Source organism: Nitrospinaceae bacterium (assembly GCA_018669005.1).
Taxonomy (GTDB): Bacteria; UBA8248; UBA8248; order UBA8248; family UBA8248; genus UBA8248.
In genome coordinates, this window is the sequence record JABJAL010000062.1 from 1 (window position 1) to 16,591 (window position 16,591).

At 49.9% G+C, this 16,591-nt stretch carries 12 protein-coding genes and 1 pseudogene; 2 read left to right on the forward strand and 11 right to left on the reverse strand.

The window, feature by feature from the left end; genetic code table 11:
- The 4 genes from HOJ95_08175 to HOJ95_08190 form a co-directional block, all read right to left on the reverse strand.
- On the reverse strand, positions 1-101 hold a 101-nt coding region (locus HOJ95_08175; GenBank protein ID MBT6394668.1), incomplete at its 3' end, for an SDR family NAD(P)-dependent oxidoreductase.
- 45 nt (positions 102-146) lie between these two features.
- Positions 147-1,679 (reverse strand): adenylate/guanylate cyclase domain-containing protein, encoded by a 1,533-nt coding sequence (locus tag HOJ95_08180; protein MBT6394669.1) that lies wholly within the window; start codon positions 1,677-1,679, stop codon positions 147-149.
- A gap of 209 nt (positions 1,680-1,888) precedes the next feature.
- On the reverse strand, positions 1,889-2,443 hold the full coding sequence (locus tag HOJ95_08185; protein MBT6394670.1) for a hypothetical protein: 555 nt from the start codon (positions 2,441-2,443) through the stop codon (positions 1,889-1,891).
- Positions 2,444-2,889: 446 nt separating this feature from the next.
- A complete protein-coding gene (locus HOJ95_08190; protein ID MBT6394671.1) occupies positions 2,890-4,440 on the reverse strand; it encodes a hypothetical protein in 1,551 nt (516 codons plus the stop codon).
- Between the two features lie 260 nt (positions 4,441-4,700).
- On the opposite strand from HOJ95_08190, the gene HOJ95_08195 reads away from it, so the two are divergent.
- Complete coding sequence (locus HOJ95_08195) at positions 4,701-5,012, forward strand: hypothetical protein (protein MBT6394672.1); 312 nt, start codon at positions 4,701-4,703, stop codon at positions 5,010-5,012.
- A 1,700-nt stretch (positions 5,013-6,712) separates the two neighbouring features.
- Here HOJ95_08195 and HOJ95_08200 read toward each other — a convergent pair.
- The 4 genes from HOJ95_08200 to fusA form a co-directional block, all read right to left on the reverse strand.
- Positions 6,713-7,384: a tetratricopeptide repeat protein gene (locus tag HOJ95_08200; protein ID MBT6394673.1), complete on the reverse strand. Its 672-nt coding sequence runs from the start codon at positions 7,382-7,384 to the stop codon at positions 6,713-6,715.
- A gap of 202 nt (positions 7,385-7,586) precedes the next feature.
- Positions 7,587-8,027, reverse strand: coding sequence for a MerR family transcriptional regulator (locus tag HOJ95_08205; GenBank protein ID MBT6394674.1), 441 nt, complete (start codon positions 8,025-8,027; stop codon positions 7,587-7,589).
- 23 nt (positions 8,028-8,050) lie between these two features.
- On the reverse strand, positions 8,051-9,193 hold the full coding sequence (locus HOJ95_08210) for an SPOR domain-containing protein (protein ID MBT6394675.1): 1,143 nt from the start codon (positions 9,191-9,193) through the stop codon (positions 8,051-8,053).
- A gap of 24 nt (positions 9,194-9,217) precedes the next feature.
- Entirely contained in the window at positions 9,218-11,308 is a 2,091-nt protein-coding gene (gene fusA / locus HOJ95_08215) for an elongation factor G (GenBank protein ID MBT6394676.1), read from the reverse strand.
- Between the two features lie 317 nt (positions 11,309-11,625).
- Between fusA and HOJ95_08220 the strand changes: the two are divergent.
- Positions 11,626-12,420, forward strand: a pseudogene (locus HOJ95_08220) (DUF427 domain-containing protein).
- Positions 12,421-12,429: 9 nt separating this feature from the next.
- On the opposite strand, the gene der reads toward HOJ95_08220, so the two are convergent.
- The 3 genes from der to HOJ95_08235 all read right to left on the reverse strand — a co-directional run bounded on the left by der (position 12,430) and on the right by HOJ95_08235 (position 16,540).
- On the reverse strand, positions 12,430-13,851 hold the full coding sequence (der, locus tag HOJ95_08225) for a ribosome biogenesis GTPase Der (protein MBT6394677.1): 1,422 nt from the start codon (positions 13,849-13,851) through the stop codon (positions 12,430-12,432).
- A gap of 71 nt (positions 13,852-13,922) precedes the next feature.
- Positions 13,923-15,173, reverse strand: coding sequence for an N-acetylmuramoyl-L-alanine amidase (locus HOJ95_08230; GenBank protein ID MBT6394678.1), 1,251 nt, complete (start codon positions 15,171-15,173; stop codon positions 13,923-13,925).
- Between the two features lie 110 nt (positions 15,174-15,283).
- Positions 15,284-16,540 (reverse strand): adenosylhomocysteinase, encoded by a 1,257-nt coding sequence (locus HOJ95_08235; protein ID MBT6394679.1) that lies wholly within the window; start codon positions 16,538-16,540, stop codon positions 15,284-15,286.
- Positions 16,541-16,591 lie beyond the last annotated feature (51 nt).

Consider the following 16,591-nt stretch of genomic DNA (forward strand, 5'->3'; position numbering starts at 1 on the left):
ACCGCCACCTGCGCCCCGTTTCGGGCAAAAAGACGCGCCGTTGCCGCCCCGATGCCCTGCGCCCCGCCCGTGATGAGCGCCACCTTGCCCGCTAACTCCATGTCGAAACCCCTTATGGAAAAAATAAACCTCCAGAAAATAATTTCTCAGCCTGATTTCTGCCCGGAGGCCGAATCTGCTTTCAGCGTCCAAAGCCTGAGCGCACCCTCGCGCCCCCGAAGCGCCTGCGCCCCGGCATCGACAAATCCTGTGAGCAACTCATCTGTGCTCAAGCGAGGCGCGCGCCTGCGATCTTCTACGGCACCCCGTCGCTCTTCTTCCAAACGCGCCACAACGGCAGGCGGGGCAACCCTCCTGTCCGCATTAACATCGCCCCGGCGGTCCACGATTTTAATCTCACTACGGACGGCATCGAGAAACGCCTGGCTCGCCACCACATCCACATCAAGCTCCCTTGTGAGGCCCTCCAGGCGGTTCGCCGTATTCGTCGTATCGCCCAATACCGCGAACGAGGCGTGGCGCTCGCTGCCCACATCCCCCATGACGGCCAGCCCGAAATGAAGGCCGATGCCAATTCGAACGGGCGGTAGCCCGGCTTCCTCTCCGCTTGTCGCGCGCTCGGCGTTCCATGCCGCAATCGTGCGCATCATCCCGCGGGCGCATTCCAGCGCATCCGCCGCATCGCGCTCCCCCTGGCGGGGGGCGCCAAAGCTGGCCATCACCGCATCGCCAATGTATTTATCCATCGTCCCGCCAAAGGCGAAAACCTCGGTCTCCATCCGGCGATGAAATTCTCGTAGAAAAAGCATTACCCCCTCGGGCGCCATTTTTTGGGCAAGCCCCGTGTAGCCCACGATGTCCACAAATAAAACCGCCACCTCATGCTGGGCCGCCTCACCGAAAGCGGATTCCGAGGCCGCCAGCTCATCCACCATATTGGGGGAGAAATAGCGGGCCAGATTTCCCCGTTGGCGCTCGGCGGCGGCGTGCTCGCGCATGAAGCGCCGCGTCTGGTGAACCGCTACCGCCAGAATCGCCGAGGTGAACAGGAGCACCACCACATCGCGAATCCACCCGTAGACGTCCACGAAATTATATCGATAGACAAAGGCGAGGAACTGGCTCGCGTTGGCAATATCACTCGCAGGCTCGCTCAGGAGCGTTAGCGTATCGGGAAGGCGCCAGGCCGCGGCCACCCCGATGCTCCAGAAAAGGCTGGCGCACACCCCCGACCAGAGGACCAGCGCCGGCGAATAGGCCAGCGCCGTTCCCGCAATCAACAGCATCATCGGCAACACATTGTTGAAATGGAGTATCACCTGAGGCGGAAGCCCGGCCTCGGTGAAAAGTGGATTGGGCACCAACAGAGCCAGGGCGAGGGTCGCCATCTCAAGGAAAACAAACAGATAGGGCATCCATTGCGCATACATCTCCCGCCGGAGCAAGAAAAGCTGCCCCAACTGGAGCGCCATGAACGCCCCCAATACCGCCTTGTAGGCCACCCGCTCGGGGATATTCGCGGGCTTCATCACCAGCCACACCGCCACCATCAACAAAATCAGCAGCGCCGCCCCTGCCTTTGCCCGAACAAACAGCAATGCCCCGCGCAGCTCGGTTTCCCTAATACTCTCCCGAAAGCGCCGAGCCGTGTTCTGAACAAACGTCGTGGGGCTGTTCATCGGTGTGCCTTGGGCTCTGGTGGGCGGGCTTTCATACTACGGAATGATTTTAGCACAGATCACATTTTTTTAAGGTCGCTGGCGGCAAAAGGAAAGAGCCCCGCCGAATCATTCTCGGCGGGGCCAGGGTAGCGGGGATTTGGGGAAGGAATCAGCTCTCCTCGCCCGCCGCAGAGGCGGGCGGAATGGGGAGCCGGTGCGGATCAATTTCAGTCCGGCTCGGGGAGATCCGCCGCCGCCCCGGCTGGCGCGGTCTCGGCCGGCACGGTCTCGGCCGGCACGGTCTCGGCCGGCGCGGGCTCCACCATCGGCGAGGGGGGCTTTTGCACCCAGTCGGGGTTCAATTCGCCCGGCGCCAAGGCCTGGCACAGTTCAATCGCCAGCCCGCCCGTGCTCTCGGGCTCGGTAAAGGTGATGATCGCCCGCCGCGAGCCCGAGGCCCCGAGCGGCGGGTCCATCGCAAAGCGCACACCCTTTTCCTTCCACTCGGCCATCGTCCCGCGCAGGTCATCGACCTCGAAGGCGATATGGTGAATGCCCTCGCCCTTTTCGCGAATAAAGCGGTTGTACATCGACTCGGGGTTTGAGGATTGGACCAGCTCGATAGCGCCCCCCTCGTAATCATAAAAATCCAGAATATTCGTGTTGTCCGCCGCCTCGCGCACCAGGCGATAGCGGAAATCGAAACCCAGAAGATCCTCCATCATCTCCCGCTTGCCGTCGGCGTTCTGGACCAAAAAACCCACATGATCGAATTTCAGCATAAAAAAAACCTCCCCATTGGCGCATTGGCGCCGGGGGAGGGCCTGTATGGATTTAATGTGGGTGCTTTTAGGAGAAAATGCGAGGGGGTAGGGCGCACCCTAGTGTCCTGGTTATGGGGTGTTCTGCCACGCGAAGGCGTTCAGTGGTGGTGGATTGAATGAGAGGGGCTCTCCAAGCGCTACTAATACCGCCGCGCGGCTCGCTCAACAAATGTCATGGGGTTGTTCATGGGTGTGCCTTGGCTTCGGTAGGCGGGTTTTCATACTAACGGAAGGATTTCAGCACGGTTTTGATAGGGGAGAGGGCTAGGGTAGGCACCTGTAATTTAGCGCTGGATAATATCGAAACAAGTAAATTAAAAAAACAAGCCTATTTTCATAAGAAAAGAATTCAAAAATGTTAGTTGGAGACCTTCATGAGGGACAATTTTTGAAAAAAAGTAAAATCAAATTTCATAAATCATAGAGGCTCGGCGCAAAATTTCAGTAGAAGAGGATTTCCAAAATTCAACAATCTTAAATTCCCTTTGTTTTCTTGCACCAGTATATCGGCTTAAATCAAGCATGTATGCTTCATATATTAAGCCGGGGCGGCCACTTACTGTGACTCGCGAGCGGACTAAGTGCAGTAATTTTAAATCTACTAATCCATGCAAGAGATTCACATTCGCGCTTGTTGAGTCTTTGTTAATCAAAAAACAGTTGGTGTTTATTTTTTCCAAACAAAATATTGAAATGTCATCGTATAAATCGTTAAGAACTTTACTATCCTCTGTAGCGTCACGGTTAAAATCTTCCCTTTTATATGTGTCGTACTCCCCTGAAGCGACATTTACATCCTCTGCTCCAATTTTGGGCCCTCTAGGCCCACCGCCTCGCTCCCGGGCAATATCAATTGACCTTCTGAAAATGGAGAGAAAATCTCTAGCAACGCCTGCACTGGCTAAGACAAGTCTGTCTTTCGCTCCATCAGTCAAAAAATCATCCACTCTTAGCTCTAGCGGTTTTGCAAAATTGGAGAGGATTTCAAAAAGAAATTTTCGAGCCATCTGGTATTTTTCAAGAGTTACATCTAAATCAATTTCATCAGCATCTTCACCTAATTTAACTCCTATAGGAGGGCTTGAGGCAACATACCAATCCGTTCTGTGTCGGATAGTACCAATTTTGAGCCATAGGTGGTGGCCCTTAGCTAGACGATGAAAATAATCGACAACATCAGGTTGATCCGACCTTTTGATGTGATAAAGGTCGTCGAGAAATAAATATGAATCCCCGTCTGAAAGTTCCGCTAACTCGTCGAAAATTTTGTGGTATTCCATAATATGAAGATGCAAAAAATCAACTTTTTTATTCGTGTACGTATCTTGTGTTTCTTTGGCGTTCTCGGTGGCTTCTTGGTGCTCGGCGCTGGCGGAAACTGATGATTTAGGTAAACCAATTTTCGCGTCTAGCCTACCAGTAGTGGTAGCATGGTTTGATTCTCTTGTAGTTTCTATCCTGTCCATTTCGTCAGCAGAATGTAATAGCGTATTTAAATCGTTAATTACTTTATTAAAGGTTTGAGCTAGATTGGCACTTTTTTTTCGGTTGAAGGATGGCCGGGTAGGCGACTTCCCAAAATATTTATCCCAAAATGATATTTTTGTAGATGGATTTATTGCTGCCGTTTTGAGCCATTCTTCGTATTTGGTGAACGTCGAGATCAAGATACTTAATAGTACGTTTGGGTATGTGTGGCCTTTGAATGGTTCTAAATCTACATAGGCAATCGGACGTCTATTGACCGTCAAATCAGCTCCGGCCTTCCTTAATAGGCTAGATTTGCCAGACCCCCGCCTTCCAAATACTAAATGGTGGCGTTTATTTGTCGCTCTTTTTAATGTCCCTAGTGCTGGTTCAGTAAAGTAACGAACGCCTTCCTCTGTCGAACGAGTGGCCTCTTCAACCAAGGTTCCGAGTTCCGCCATTTTTTCTGTATTGAGGATATCTTCCACTAAATAACTCCGCTTGGAAAGAAATATTTCATCAATGGCTCATAAAATAAACTTATTATTTTTTTCTATTTTACTCGAAAATTGTAGCATTAGTCACGTCACTTTATTTTAACGGGGTGAAATCTGTATTTATCCCTTCTCGCTCAAAACGATTAATATGCTAGTATCTTCACACATTTACCCCGCCCCAAAAAAGTCAAAATCTTACTAAACAGCAGCCAAGAAAAGAAACGCCCAAATAGCGAAAAAGGAGGAAAACCATGCGTTTTATGATGAAGGTGGAGCTGCCGGTGGAGGTGGCCAATGACATGTCGGCAGACGGGAAGCTGGGCTCGACGATTAAGCAGATTTTGGAGCAGTTGGAGCCCGAGGCAGCGTATTTTACGACCTCAGGGGGCGATAGGGCGGGGCTGATTTTCTTTGAGCTTGAGGATGCCTCGGAGATTCCCAAGGTGGCCGAGCCCTGGTTTCATGCCTTTGAGGCGAGTGTCGAGATTGTGCCGGTGATGGTGCCAGGCGATCTGGAAAAAGCAGCGCCCGACATCAAGCGGGCAGCGAAGATGTATGGCTAGCCGCTGGGGGGCGGCATGCGCCACAACCGGCCCCTTTTTTTGGTTCCAGATATGGGGTGCACAGCGGTGCGCATCCTGCGTTTGGGGAAATGCCCCGAAATGGGTTTAACGAAGGCCCTAAAAAGCTCGAAATGGCTTTAAATCTAAAATTTTGGGCCAAGTGTTATCAATACTCCGGGCAGGGGTTTTTAAGGCAGCTTCGAGCTGTAGGATAGGGCTTTTAGCGACTCGATTCAGAAGACTTAAAGAGGCACCGAGGGTATCTTCAACCCGGGGGCTGGCCGCCATTTTTTTGCCGCAGGTGGAGAGAAATTCGCCAAGGATAGGCGCATTATTGCCTAGCTGGGCAGGGGTTGGGCTCCCTGGCACGGGGTTCAATAGGATACATATCGAGACGATTTGACTTTAAGTAGTTGAATTATGGTCTTTTATTGGTATTGTTTTGTTTTGGGAGAACTGGCGCTAAATGCGTTGATATTTGGAATGTGACTTGCATCTTATCTTTTCTGTGAGCCTTGAGCCACTTGGGTGGCCGGGCACTTTTGGCCCAGAAAAAGAAAGGATGTGAGGCATGGAAGATACTATAGGTCTCATCGTTGTTGCCGCGCTGTTGTTGGTTCCGATTTGGAAGGCATGCGGCTCTGTTATGTCGAGAATCAGCCGCGAGATAGGGCGCCTAGGCTAGCCTTTGAATAGCACTTCTCATAAAAGAGGCGCTTACAAGCTCTAAAGGGGCTTTGTGGGGCATTTTTATAGGGTAATTTATTGCCGGGTCTGGTGGTATGTCTGCCAGGCTCGCTTTTTTTTTGCTTATCGTTTTCGCTTTTTGTTTTTGTCTGAGTGTAGGGCATTTTTCAGGTGGTTTTTCTCGGTGGTCCTGAAAATTTGAATATCCATGAGCGCCCTTGAGGGGTTCTTAATTGAACTGAAACCCTTTAAAGCGAGCTATATCGGTAGTTAGTTGTTTGAATTGATGGAGTGTATGGGATTTTGGGTGTTTATGAATTTTCGAGGTGTGTGATTAAAGGAGCACCCGATCGGGTGGAACAGCTGAATAGGTGGAGCACCCGACTGGGTGGAGCACCTGAATAGTGTATGTAAATTCTCGGTGGATTTTGATGTGTGGAGTGTGAAGTGAGATTTCGGGGCGTATTTAGTTGGGTATGAGCTTGGGTTACTTGGGGAAAGTGATGGGCCCGTGAATGGACGAGCTTTTAGCTTTTCATTTTTGAGGAAAGCAGCATTGAGTTAAGCGTTTGGTTTGGGTTCTCAGTCAGAGCATCATTAAAAGCTGAAAATATTTTAGTGGATTTCAGGGGTAAGTGTCTGGCCGAGGGGTATGGATTTAGTGGCGGGATGCTTATTTAAGTTCTTCCAAGCGGCTGGCGAGGTATTAGGCCAGGCGGCAGATAATTTGTAAAAGAGCGGGAGGCTAGTGTGGGTTTAACGGGTGGGTGCTGTTGAATTACATGGGCCAACAAAGAGATATCCATGCCAACAAAGGGATAATTGTTATTTGACATAACATATATTATCAGAAAAACAGGGTGGGCTGATCGAGATGTTCGCCTTTGGCGTTGGGCCTCAGCGTGGGGCTGGCTGCTGGTGGCCGCCTGCCACATACCATGTGTGCGACATGCCATGTGCGGACATGATATGTCACACATGCTATGTGCGACATGTGGCTGTGAATGAAAGCCCTAGCCGTTCCTGAGGCGGTCCATCCTGGCCCGAAGCTCGGGCGTAATGAATGGGCTTGCCGGATGTTTTTCGATGAGCCCCTCGAGGGCTTTTAGCGCCTCGGCTTTCTTGCCCAGTTCGGCAAGACAGGCGCTTTGTGAAATGTAGAGGTCCTCTTGCGTCAGGAGGCTACCTGTGTTGAGGATTTCGCTCCATATGGGGAGCGCTTCGGAGCATTTGCCCTGGAGACTCAAGCTGCCAGCCAATCCGCGACGGGCCAGCTCGCGATCCATCTCCCCGAGACCGCTTGCCGCGAGCGCCCCTCGATATTCGCCCTCGGCGGCTTTGTGGTCTCCTCCCTCGTTGAGAAGTGCCGCGAGTTGCAGTTTTGCGAGAATCCCCGCCTTAGTGCCTGGAAAATCCACGGAGACCTTCTCTAAGGCCTTTTGAGCGGCTTTCTTATTATCGGGCTCATTGGGTATGGATTCGGCAATAACGAGCGCCAGCGCCGCTTTTTCACGTAAATTGGCATTCCAAGCTCGATAGCCTCCGAATGAGCCAATTGCAATGATTAAAGCGCCTGCAGTTACCAGCACGACCTTTTCATTTGTCCTGTACCATGCCAATACTTTTTGGACAGTGACCTGAAACGAGTCGGGTGCCTTGATTTCCTTACGAAAAGATCGTGCCATCTGATTTTGTCCTTAAGGCTTTAGTTTTAAATAGATTTCAGTTGATAGAAGGAGAAAATTCCTTACGCGCCAGATGTTCTACCTGATTTTTGCTAGTGGCGTCAAAGGATAATTCTGGCCCGTCAGCTTGAGAATATCTGAGTGCAACATGTTGCACTATATCTCCATAAATTAAGACAAAAATAACATTAATATTTCGTTTTCACTTTAAAATTTGGAGTATGTTAGTAAGCTCTGCTTTGACCCATTGGACGTCAATTTCACTTTCGTTTCCGAAGAGACCAGGCTGAGTCGAGTCCTCGGTTGGCTCCTCTGTCAGTGTATCTTTTATGTTGAGAGGCTCTTTCGTCGAAGCCGCCCCTGAGCGCGGAGAGCGTTTCTTTTGTAGTTGTTTTTTCGCCCCCGCAATGGTGAAATTCTCCTCGTAGAGGAGTTTCTTGATGGAAAATATGAGTTCGACATCTTTTCTGCGATATATGCGTTGTCCGGATTCTCCCTTCGCCGGACGAAGCATCTTAAATTCACTTTCCCAGTATCGCAGAACATGTGGTTTCGTTCCCGTTAATTGCGCCACTTCTCCAATTTTAAAAAACAGTTTGTCCGGGATCTGTGTCTGGGGTACCTCTTCGATCCCTTCAGTCATTTTTTCGCCTCCTGGAATACTCGTTAACGCCTAACCACATAAGAGCCGGGAAATCCTGACCGTGAAATTCGGGCTCGCAATGCCAAGGCCTCGCGCCTGTTCTTCAATTTTCCTGCTCTGACTGCGCGTAGTTTCGTGCTTCTCGCAATACTCTTCTTCAACGACAATCGCCCCCTAAAACCAGAATCCTCCACCTGGTCAAGGCGTTCAGCTGCGTCTTCCAAATCCGGATACGCCCCCACCGACACAAGCCATTTGTCGTTTTTTTGATAGACCGAAGCCGATATTTTTTTCTTTTTCGCGCTTGTGGCTAGTGATTTTGCGGAGTCATTGTCGCCAAATTCTCCAATAATCACCTCGGTTAACGATGTGAGAGCAGATGAGTTCGCTCGGCCAGATACAATCGGCGTATATCCTTTAGCTCTCAGTCGTTTAGAAAATGCATTGACGCACTTATTCGTTCGACAGGTAGCAACTTGCACGCTGTAGTAGCGCGATATTGTAGCCTTAGAGGATTTTGAGGGCGCGGTGGTTTTTTTTAAAGACATCACTTTACGTCTCGGCGCACGTTTTTGAATGCTAGTTTTCCGCGAAGCCTTAGGCTTCGGAGCCATTGCCATTTTCGGTTTTCTTAAAGGTGTTGTCTTCGTTCTTATCAGTGGCGGTTTGCTCGCAGATTTTACCGGCGCCAGCAGCGGGGTGCTTTCCTTTTTGATCGGGGGCATCGCTTTGGGTGCAACTTCTTGGGTCGTCTGTTTCTGTTGTTTTAGGGTGGCTGTCGTTTCGGTTGCTTCTGCTTCCTCGGGTTTCTTTTCTTCTTCTGCCCTCATTTTCTGAAGAAGCGCGAGCTCTTTTTTTCGCTTTGCCCTCTCCTCTTTGGCCTGCGCACGCCTTTGTTTCTTTAATTCCTCAAGGCGCTTTAATGCCTCGGTTCTTTTCTGCTCTTGTAGCTGTTTGGGTATCCACCAGAAATAGTATCCAGCCGCAGAACCACCGCCCAACAAGACAAGCACTACCAAACCCATGATGAGTTTTTTGACAAGTCCACCTTTTTTCTCAGAGGAACCTGAAGAACCCAACCCACTGTCTAGGTCTTCTTCGTAGTCTTCCATCGGCTCGCCTTCGGAATCATCATCATCCAGAAGGTTGACCCCTTTTGCAGCCATATCAGACTTCTCCTTGGGCGGAGCTTATTCTTCTTCTTGAGCGGCGGTAGCCTCAGAAATGACTTTTCCCGCGACTTGACCGGGAACTTCCTCGTAATGGAAAAATTCCATTGTGAAATCACCCCGATCCTGGGTCATGGATCGTAGCGAGGGTGCATAATTTAATACTTCGGACATGGGCACCTGAGTCTTGATCGTTTGTTTTCCTCCAGGCAGAGGATCCATTCCCAAAACCCGACCGCGCTTTGAGTTCATGTCGCCGATTATGTCACCCGTATATTCTTCAGGAACGGTTATATCCATGAGCACGATTGGTTCAAGCAACATCGGCTTACAATCCATCATACCCTTCTTGAATCCCATGGAGCCAGCAATTTTAAACGCCATCTCGGAGCTGTCCACATCATGATAACTACCATCGAAAAGTGTAACCTTGAGATCAGTGACGGGATAGCCAGCGAGCGATCCATTTACCATGGCCTCGATTATCCCTTTCTCGACCGCAGGGATGTAGGTTTTGGGAATAGCCCCGCCCACTATTTTGTCGACGAATTCAAATCCCTCGCCCCGGCCCAAGGGTTCAATTTCAAGCCAAGTGTCTCCAAATTGCCCCTTGCCGCCAGTTTGTTTCTTGTATCGTCCCTGCGCTTTGGTACGGCCCTTTATCGTCTCCATGTAGGGGACATGCGGAGTGTGCATTTCAACTTCTACGCCATATTTTCGTTTTATTCTTTCAATTACGACCTCAAGGTGTAATACCCCCAGTCCGGACAATAAAAGGTCGTTTGTCTGGGCATTTCTGCCAATTGTCAATACTGGATCTTCATCCGTCATCCGCCTTAGAGCCGTGCTTAGTTTTTCTTCATCCCCTTTGTTCTTAGATACGATCGCATACGATATTACTGGCTTTGGATAGTTAATTGCGGCGAATTTGCCACCCACTTTTTCATCGCAAAGCGTGTCACCGGTTTCTGTACCCTTCAGTTTAGCCACTGCCGCGATGTCCCCAGGAATCAGTTTTGATGAGACAGGATTTTGATGTTTCCCTTGAATAAACAACAGGGCGCCGAGGCGCTCCTTTTCGCCTTTGTTGGGGTTTAATACAGAGGAGTCGGAGGATATGGAACCGGACATAACCCTAAAGAGATTTAGCTTGCCAGCGAAAGCATCGACAACCGTCCTAAAAACCAGAGCTCGGAACGGAGCGTCAGGGTCGGCCTCTAGGGTTATTTCCTCGCCCTCGTCTGTAATGATGCTCGTGGCGGGCCTGAGAGCTGGTGACGCGCCAAGATGGACCATCGTATCCAGGAGCGCGTCTGTACCAATGTTCTTGACGCCACACCCACAAAAGGCGGGAAGAAAAGAACCATCGCTGATCCCTTGCTTTAGCCCACCGACAATTTCATCGAAGCTGAGGGCCTCGCCCTCAAGATATTTCTCAAGAAGGGACTCGTCTGCTTCCGCCGCGAATTCGATTAATTTACCTCTCATTTCATCGTAGGTATCAGCTAATTCAGTTGGTATCTCCCCTTCCTCGCCTTTTCCGTTTCCATCTGGCTGGTAGGTGAAGGCCTTCCCAGAAACGATATCTACAATACCTTTAAAATTCCCCCCGCTTCCAATAGGGAGTTGGAGGGCCGCAACCCGTGTCCCAAGAAATTCTTCAGCCTTTTGAATTGTACCGAGGAAATCGGCTAGTTCGTGGTCCATGTGGTTGACGAATAAGAATCGAGGTATTTTCTCTTGGCTGGCCCAATTGAAAGTTTTTTCCGTTGTGACCTTGAGGTCTCCGTGGGAGTTGAGGACGATAATGGCATTGTCAATAACTCGGATGGAGGCGACTGTTTCCGCTATGAAATTGGAATAGCCAGGTGTATCCAGAAAATTAAGGTGATGTTTTTTCCAGTCGGCGTAGCCCATGGCCGCTGTAATGGATGAAGTCCGATGGATTTCCTCGGGTTCAGTGTCAAGAATTGTATTGCCTTGATCTACTTTCCCCTGGCGGTCAGTGCTGCCGGCCGTATATAAACATGCCTCCACAAGGGAAGTCTTTCCGTTTCCGCCCTCACCTAGAAAACCAAAATTTCGAAGAGTATCCATCTCCCATGTGGCCATAGAAATAAACTCCTTTTATCTCAGAAGGTAATCCGAAATATTTCTCAGGGTCGCTTGCAATGTCTCAAGTTTACCCCTCCTCGGGTCTATTTTTAATTCGAACTTTAGGGGATCGTGCCATTTACGGGGTTGATTTGTCAATCATAATGAAAGATTTGAAGGCTCATGCTTAAAGTTTGTCTTCAGGTTTTTGGGCCCATAAATAATTGATACATTTGTTCATATATGAAATATGATAGCAATACGATTTTGTCCTGTTTTTTATGAATTTAGAATAGACCGCTGTTATTTTGGAAATCAGATACAGGAGATTAGAGATGGGAAATGAGAAACGGAATCCTGCCGATGGCGGCTCCAACACGGACCATTGGGTGCACAATGAATTGTGCCCAAGGCGACTTAAGGTGACATTCGGCGGCGAAACGATAGCGGATACAATAAATGCCCTTTTGATGAGGGAGGCATGGCACTCACCGGTCTATTATTTCCCCCGCGAGGATGTCCGGATGGATTTAATGGAGCAAACAGAAAACAGTACGCACTGACCAGTAAAAGGAGATGCGTCTTATTGGACGCTCACCGTTCGGGACCGAACGACCGAGAATGCAGTATGGAGCTACGAAACACCGATTACCAGCGTACCTGAAATTGAAGGCTATCTGGCATTTTACTGGAATCGTATGGATGCTTGGTATGAGGAGGATGAAGAAATATTCTTGCATCCCCGTGATCCGTATAAGCGAGTTGATGTTTTGAAAAGTTCACGTCATGTGCGTGTTATTTTGTCTGGAGAGACAATTGCCGAGAGTGAGCGCCCTCATCTTTTGTTCGAAACGGGTCTTCCTCCTCGCTATTATCTTCCCGAAGAAGATGTGCGGATGGACCTTCTTGAGAGTAGCGAGCGCACATCGATATGTCCCTACAAGGGGAATGCCGTTTATTGGTCTGCCCGGATGGGAGATGATTTTTTTGAAGATGTCGTATGGAGTTATTCTGAGCCAATAGCGGAATGTCCAAAGATAAAGGGACTTTTGGCTTTTTATCCCGAACGAGTGGACGACATTATGGTGGACGGGGTGCCAGCAGAGAAAAAAGCTCCCAAAGAAGGGTAAGTGCCGAATCTAGGCCCTCTTGCGAGAGGGGCGATTCCCAGGTTTAGAGCGGCTTTTTCTGTTTTTGGGTCTCTCTGCTCGCCGATTCTTATTCGTGCTGCCTTTTGACTCGCGCCTCCTGAAGCTCACCCGCAAGGATGTGCCCTCAAAGTCGAATTCTTCTCTGATTCGGTTTTCGAGGAAACGGCGGTACTGCGCCTCAGGTAATTTTTCTGTCCGTGCGGCGAAAATCACTATTTGTGGTGGTGCCACCGATGCTTGGGTCGCATAGAGAATTTTAGGGCGTCTGCCGGTCCTGCCAGATGGGGGTGGATGGGCCTTGGTCCAACGCTCGATCGATTGATTGAGTTTTCCTGTTGAAATCCGGCGCCTGTGCGCCGCGATGACTTTATCGATGAGGCTATAAATTCGCTCTGTTCGCTGGCCGGTCAGGGCCGATAAGGAAACAACAGGTGCAAAATCGAGATGGATCAACTTTTTGTGGACGGATTTAACGTTTTCATCGAAGCTTTTTTCATCTTTATTCACCAAATCCCATTTGTTGAGCAAAATTGCGCAAGCGCGGCCAGAGTCGATGATATGCCGAGCTATCTGGGCGTCGATGGCCTTTGGGCCATCATTAGCATCTAGAACGAGCAATATGACTTCTGCCCTTTCAATACTGCGAAAAGCGAGAATCATGCTAACGGCCTCGACCTTATTATCCCCCACTTTTCCTCTCTTGCGAATTCCCGCCGTATCGACGAATCGGTAGGTCGTATTTTCTCGCAGCAACACGGAATCGACAGGGTCGCGTGTGGTTCCCGGAACGGGGCTGACTAATGAGCGCTCCTCTCCGAGTAATTTGTTAACGAGCGAGGATTTCCCCACGTTCGGGCGCCCGACTATGGCGACGCGTATTTCTCCCTCAGAGGTATCCTCCTCGGGCGTCTGTGTGTGACATAGCCCAATGGCCACCTCTAGCATGTCCGCAACACCCGCTCCGTGTTCGGCCGATATCGATTTCGGTTCACCAAAGCCGAGACCGAAAAAATCCCACACACTATCTTTGGCTATATTTGTGTCCGTCTTATTAACAACGAGAAGAGCCGTTTTCCCGGATGTGCGGACCATCTCGGCAATAAGTTCATCGCCCGGAAGAGGGCCCTCGAGGCCGTCAACAAGGAAAATCACTACGTCGCCTTCCTCGATGGCAGCTGCCGCCTGGCGAGTGATCTGGGGGCGAAAAGGGTCTTCCTCGGGGTCCGCAATGCCGCCTGTGTCAACGGCCATAAAAGGAGTTCCTTCACACTCACCTGTTCCGTAGTGCCGATCTCGCGTAACGCCGGGCTCAGGGATCACAATAGCCTGTTTTTTTCCAACAAGACGGTTGAAAAGAGTGGATTTGCCCACGTTGGGGCGGCCTACGATGACGAGAACTGGTAATGGCATGATTGACCTAGAAGGGTGAATGGAAAATTATTTGGACAGAGTTCATCAAACTCAACTGATTTGTCCAAATATCATTTCAGCCGATGTGTTGGAATGCCCGCAAATTTCAAGATTCCTCGTGCAACACCTTTGGAAAGAAGCAATCGAAACTTCTGTGCACGCAGGCGCCGAGCCTCGACTCTATTGGTTACAAAGCCCATCTCGATAAGGATACTAGGCATTTGAGCGCCTACAAGAACATAAAAAGGACCGCGTTTGACGCCCAAATCCTTTGCGTTTGCGTAGCGCCTCCTGAGTGTCGAGAGCGTTTTCCCCTGAACGTCCATTGCTAATTGGTGAGATTCAGTAACCTTGGAGCGGAGCATCAGATCGTTCAGGATTTTTTGCAAGTCGCTCATTCGTGCAACCGTTGTTCCACTTTCCCTCGCGGCAAGCTCAAGGGCTCGAGGGGTGGAGGCCTCTGCTAACAGATATGTCTCAAGTCCTCTCGTTTTTCCTGCAGGCGAGCTGTTTATATGAATGGAAATAAAAATATCCGCATCCTGTTGATTGGCGAATGAGGTTCTTTTGGCAAGTTCGATGAAGCGATCCCGATTACGGGTCAAAATGACTTTATTGCCTGGAGGAAGGTGCTTGCGAAGCGTGGCGGCAATTTTTCGGGATATGTCGAGGGTTAAATTTTTCTCTACCAGCCCGTACAAGCCTGTAGCGCCAGGATCTTTACCCCCATGCCCAGGATCAAGGACAATCCTGCCGAGACCGACCTGAAAGCGTGCCGTCATGTCCAAAGAACGGCGTTTCTCAACTGATGAGGTCGATTTTTCTTTTAAAGGAGCGGTGGCGCGCGTATTAGATTTTTTTTCGGATAACGCTGGTCGTTGCCTGCGCGAAGGCTTAGGCGTTTGCAGACTAGGAGTTTTAGCTCGTTTGACCCGAGTTTCCCTAAGGTCGATTACGATTCGATTCGGGCTCGAAAGTGAGAATACACGATGGTGAATGTTGGGGTTTCGAAGTTCGACAACGAGCCGGATCGTATTTTTCGAGGGGCGCCCTACTCGGAGTTTTCGGGCAAGACTGGTGCTGGAAAACGAGGGCATTTTGAATCCGGATATCAATTGACCGGATGGAATGTCCACAAAAACACGGGGAGGATTTTTCAACATCCCGTCCCGAAAGTTAATCGATTCGCGATTTAGGTGCAGAACGACCCTTGTGTAGCCCTCCGTTGAAAAATGACGGAGAGCCGTGACTTTCTTGGTCGCCCCTGAGGCCGAATCTACACTCAGAAAAAAAACAGCTAATCCAAGAACAAGCCAAAACACTTTACATGCCCTGGCGCAGCTAAACCCCCTGGGACCATCATAATCGGCTGACCCGCCGCACTCCAAAATGATTCTCCGACCGGGCGGCTGGGCAGTGAGAGTAACTGGTATCAGGTTCCGAACTGCCAACTGCTAAGGTATTCTTCTTGCTCGGGGGTTAACGTGTCGATTTTCACACCCATATTCTCAAGCTTAAGCTTTGCGATATTATCGTCAATGTCCTGAGGAACCGAATATACTTTTTTGTCGAGATTCTTGGCTTCCTTGACCAAGTATTCAGCTGCAAGGGCCTGATTGGCGAAACTCATGTCCATCACCGCACTCGGATGCCCTTCTGCTGTCGCCAAATTGACAAGCCTCCCTCCTCCAATAACGACAACTCTCCGGCCATCTCTCAGAGTATATTCTTCCACCAAGGGCCTAATTTCCCGCTTGTCTTTGGCTTCTTTTTCAAGAGTTTCCATGTCGATTTCGACATCAAAATGACCGGAATTGGAGATAATGGCACCATCAGGCATCGCATTAATATGCTCCATGCGGATAACGCCTTTGTCGCCCGTTACCGTACAGAAGAAATTCCCCCTTTTAGCAGCCTCGCTCATCGGCATGACGCTGAACCCGTCCATAACGGCCTCTAAAGCAGGCAACGGATCAACCTCTGTAACAATTACGTTGGCACCCATTCCCCGAGCCCGGCTAGCAAGTCCTTTGCCGCACCAACCGTAGCCGGATACGACAAAAACAGATCCGGCAAGGAGGCGGTTCGTCGCCCGGATAATTCCGTCAAGTGTGCTTTGGCCCGTTCCGTAGCGATTATCGAAAAAATGCTTTGTGTTGGCGTCGTTCACTGCAATAACGGGAAACTGAAGAATGTTGTCGTTGGCCATAGCGCGAAGACGGATAACCCCAGTCGTGGTCTCCTCCGTGCTGCCAATAATATTCGGGATAAGTTCTTTGCGCTCAGTCAGGATCTCGGTAACAAGATCAGCACCGTCATCCATCGTGATATTGGGCTCGGCGTCGAGAGCCGCTTTCATGTGGTTGTAATAGGTTTCCCGGTTCTCGCCCTTGATAGCAAATACAGGGATATTTTCGTTGACAACAAGTGTAGCTGCCAGGTCGTCCTGCGTTGAAAGGGGGTTCGAGGCGCAAATACATGCATCGGCACCACCGGCAACTAAAGTTTTCATCAATACGCCGGTTTCCGTCGTAACATGGAGGCAGGCGCTTATTTTAATTCCCTTGAGGGGTTTTTCGCGCTCGAATCTCTCACAAATCGAATTAAGTACGGGCATGCTACGTTCTGCCCATTCCATCCTGAGGGCACCTTGTTTGGCCAGCTCTTTATCTTTAATGTCGTAATTCATTGATACTCCATATTCTTAAGGTAGTCTGCGAATAACACAGCAACAGTTCTC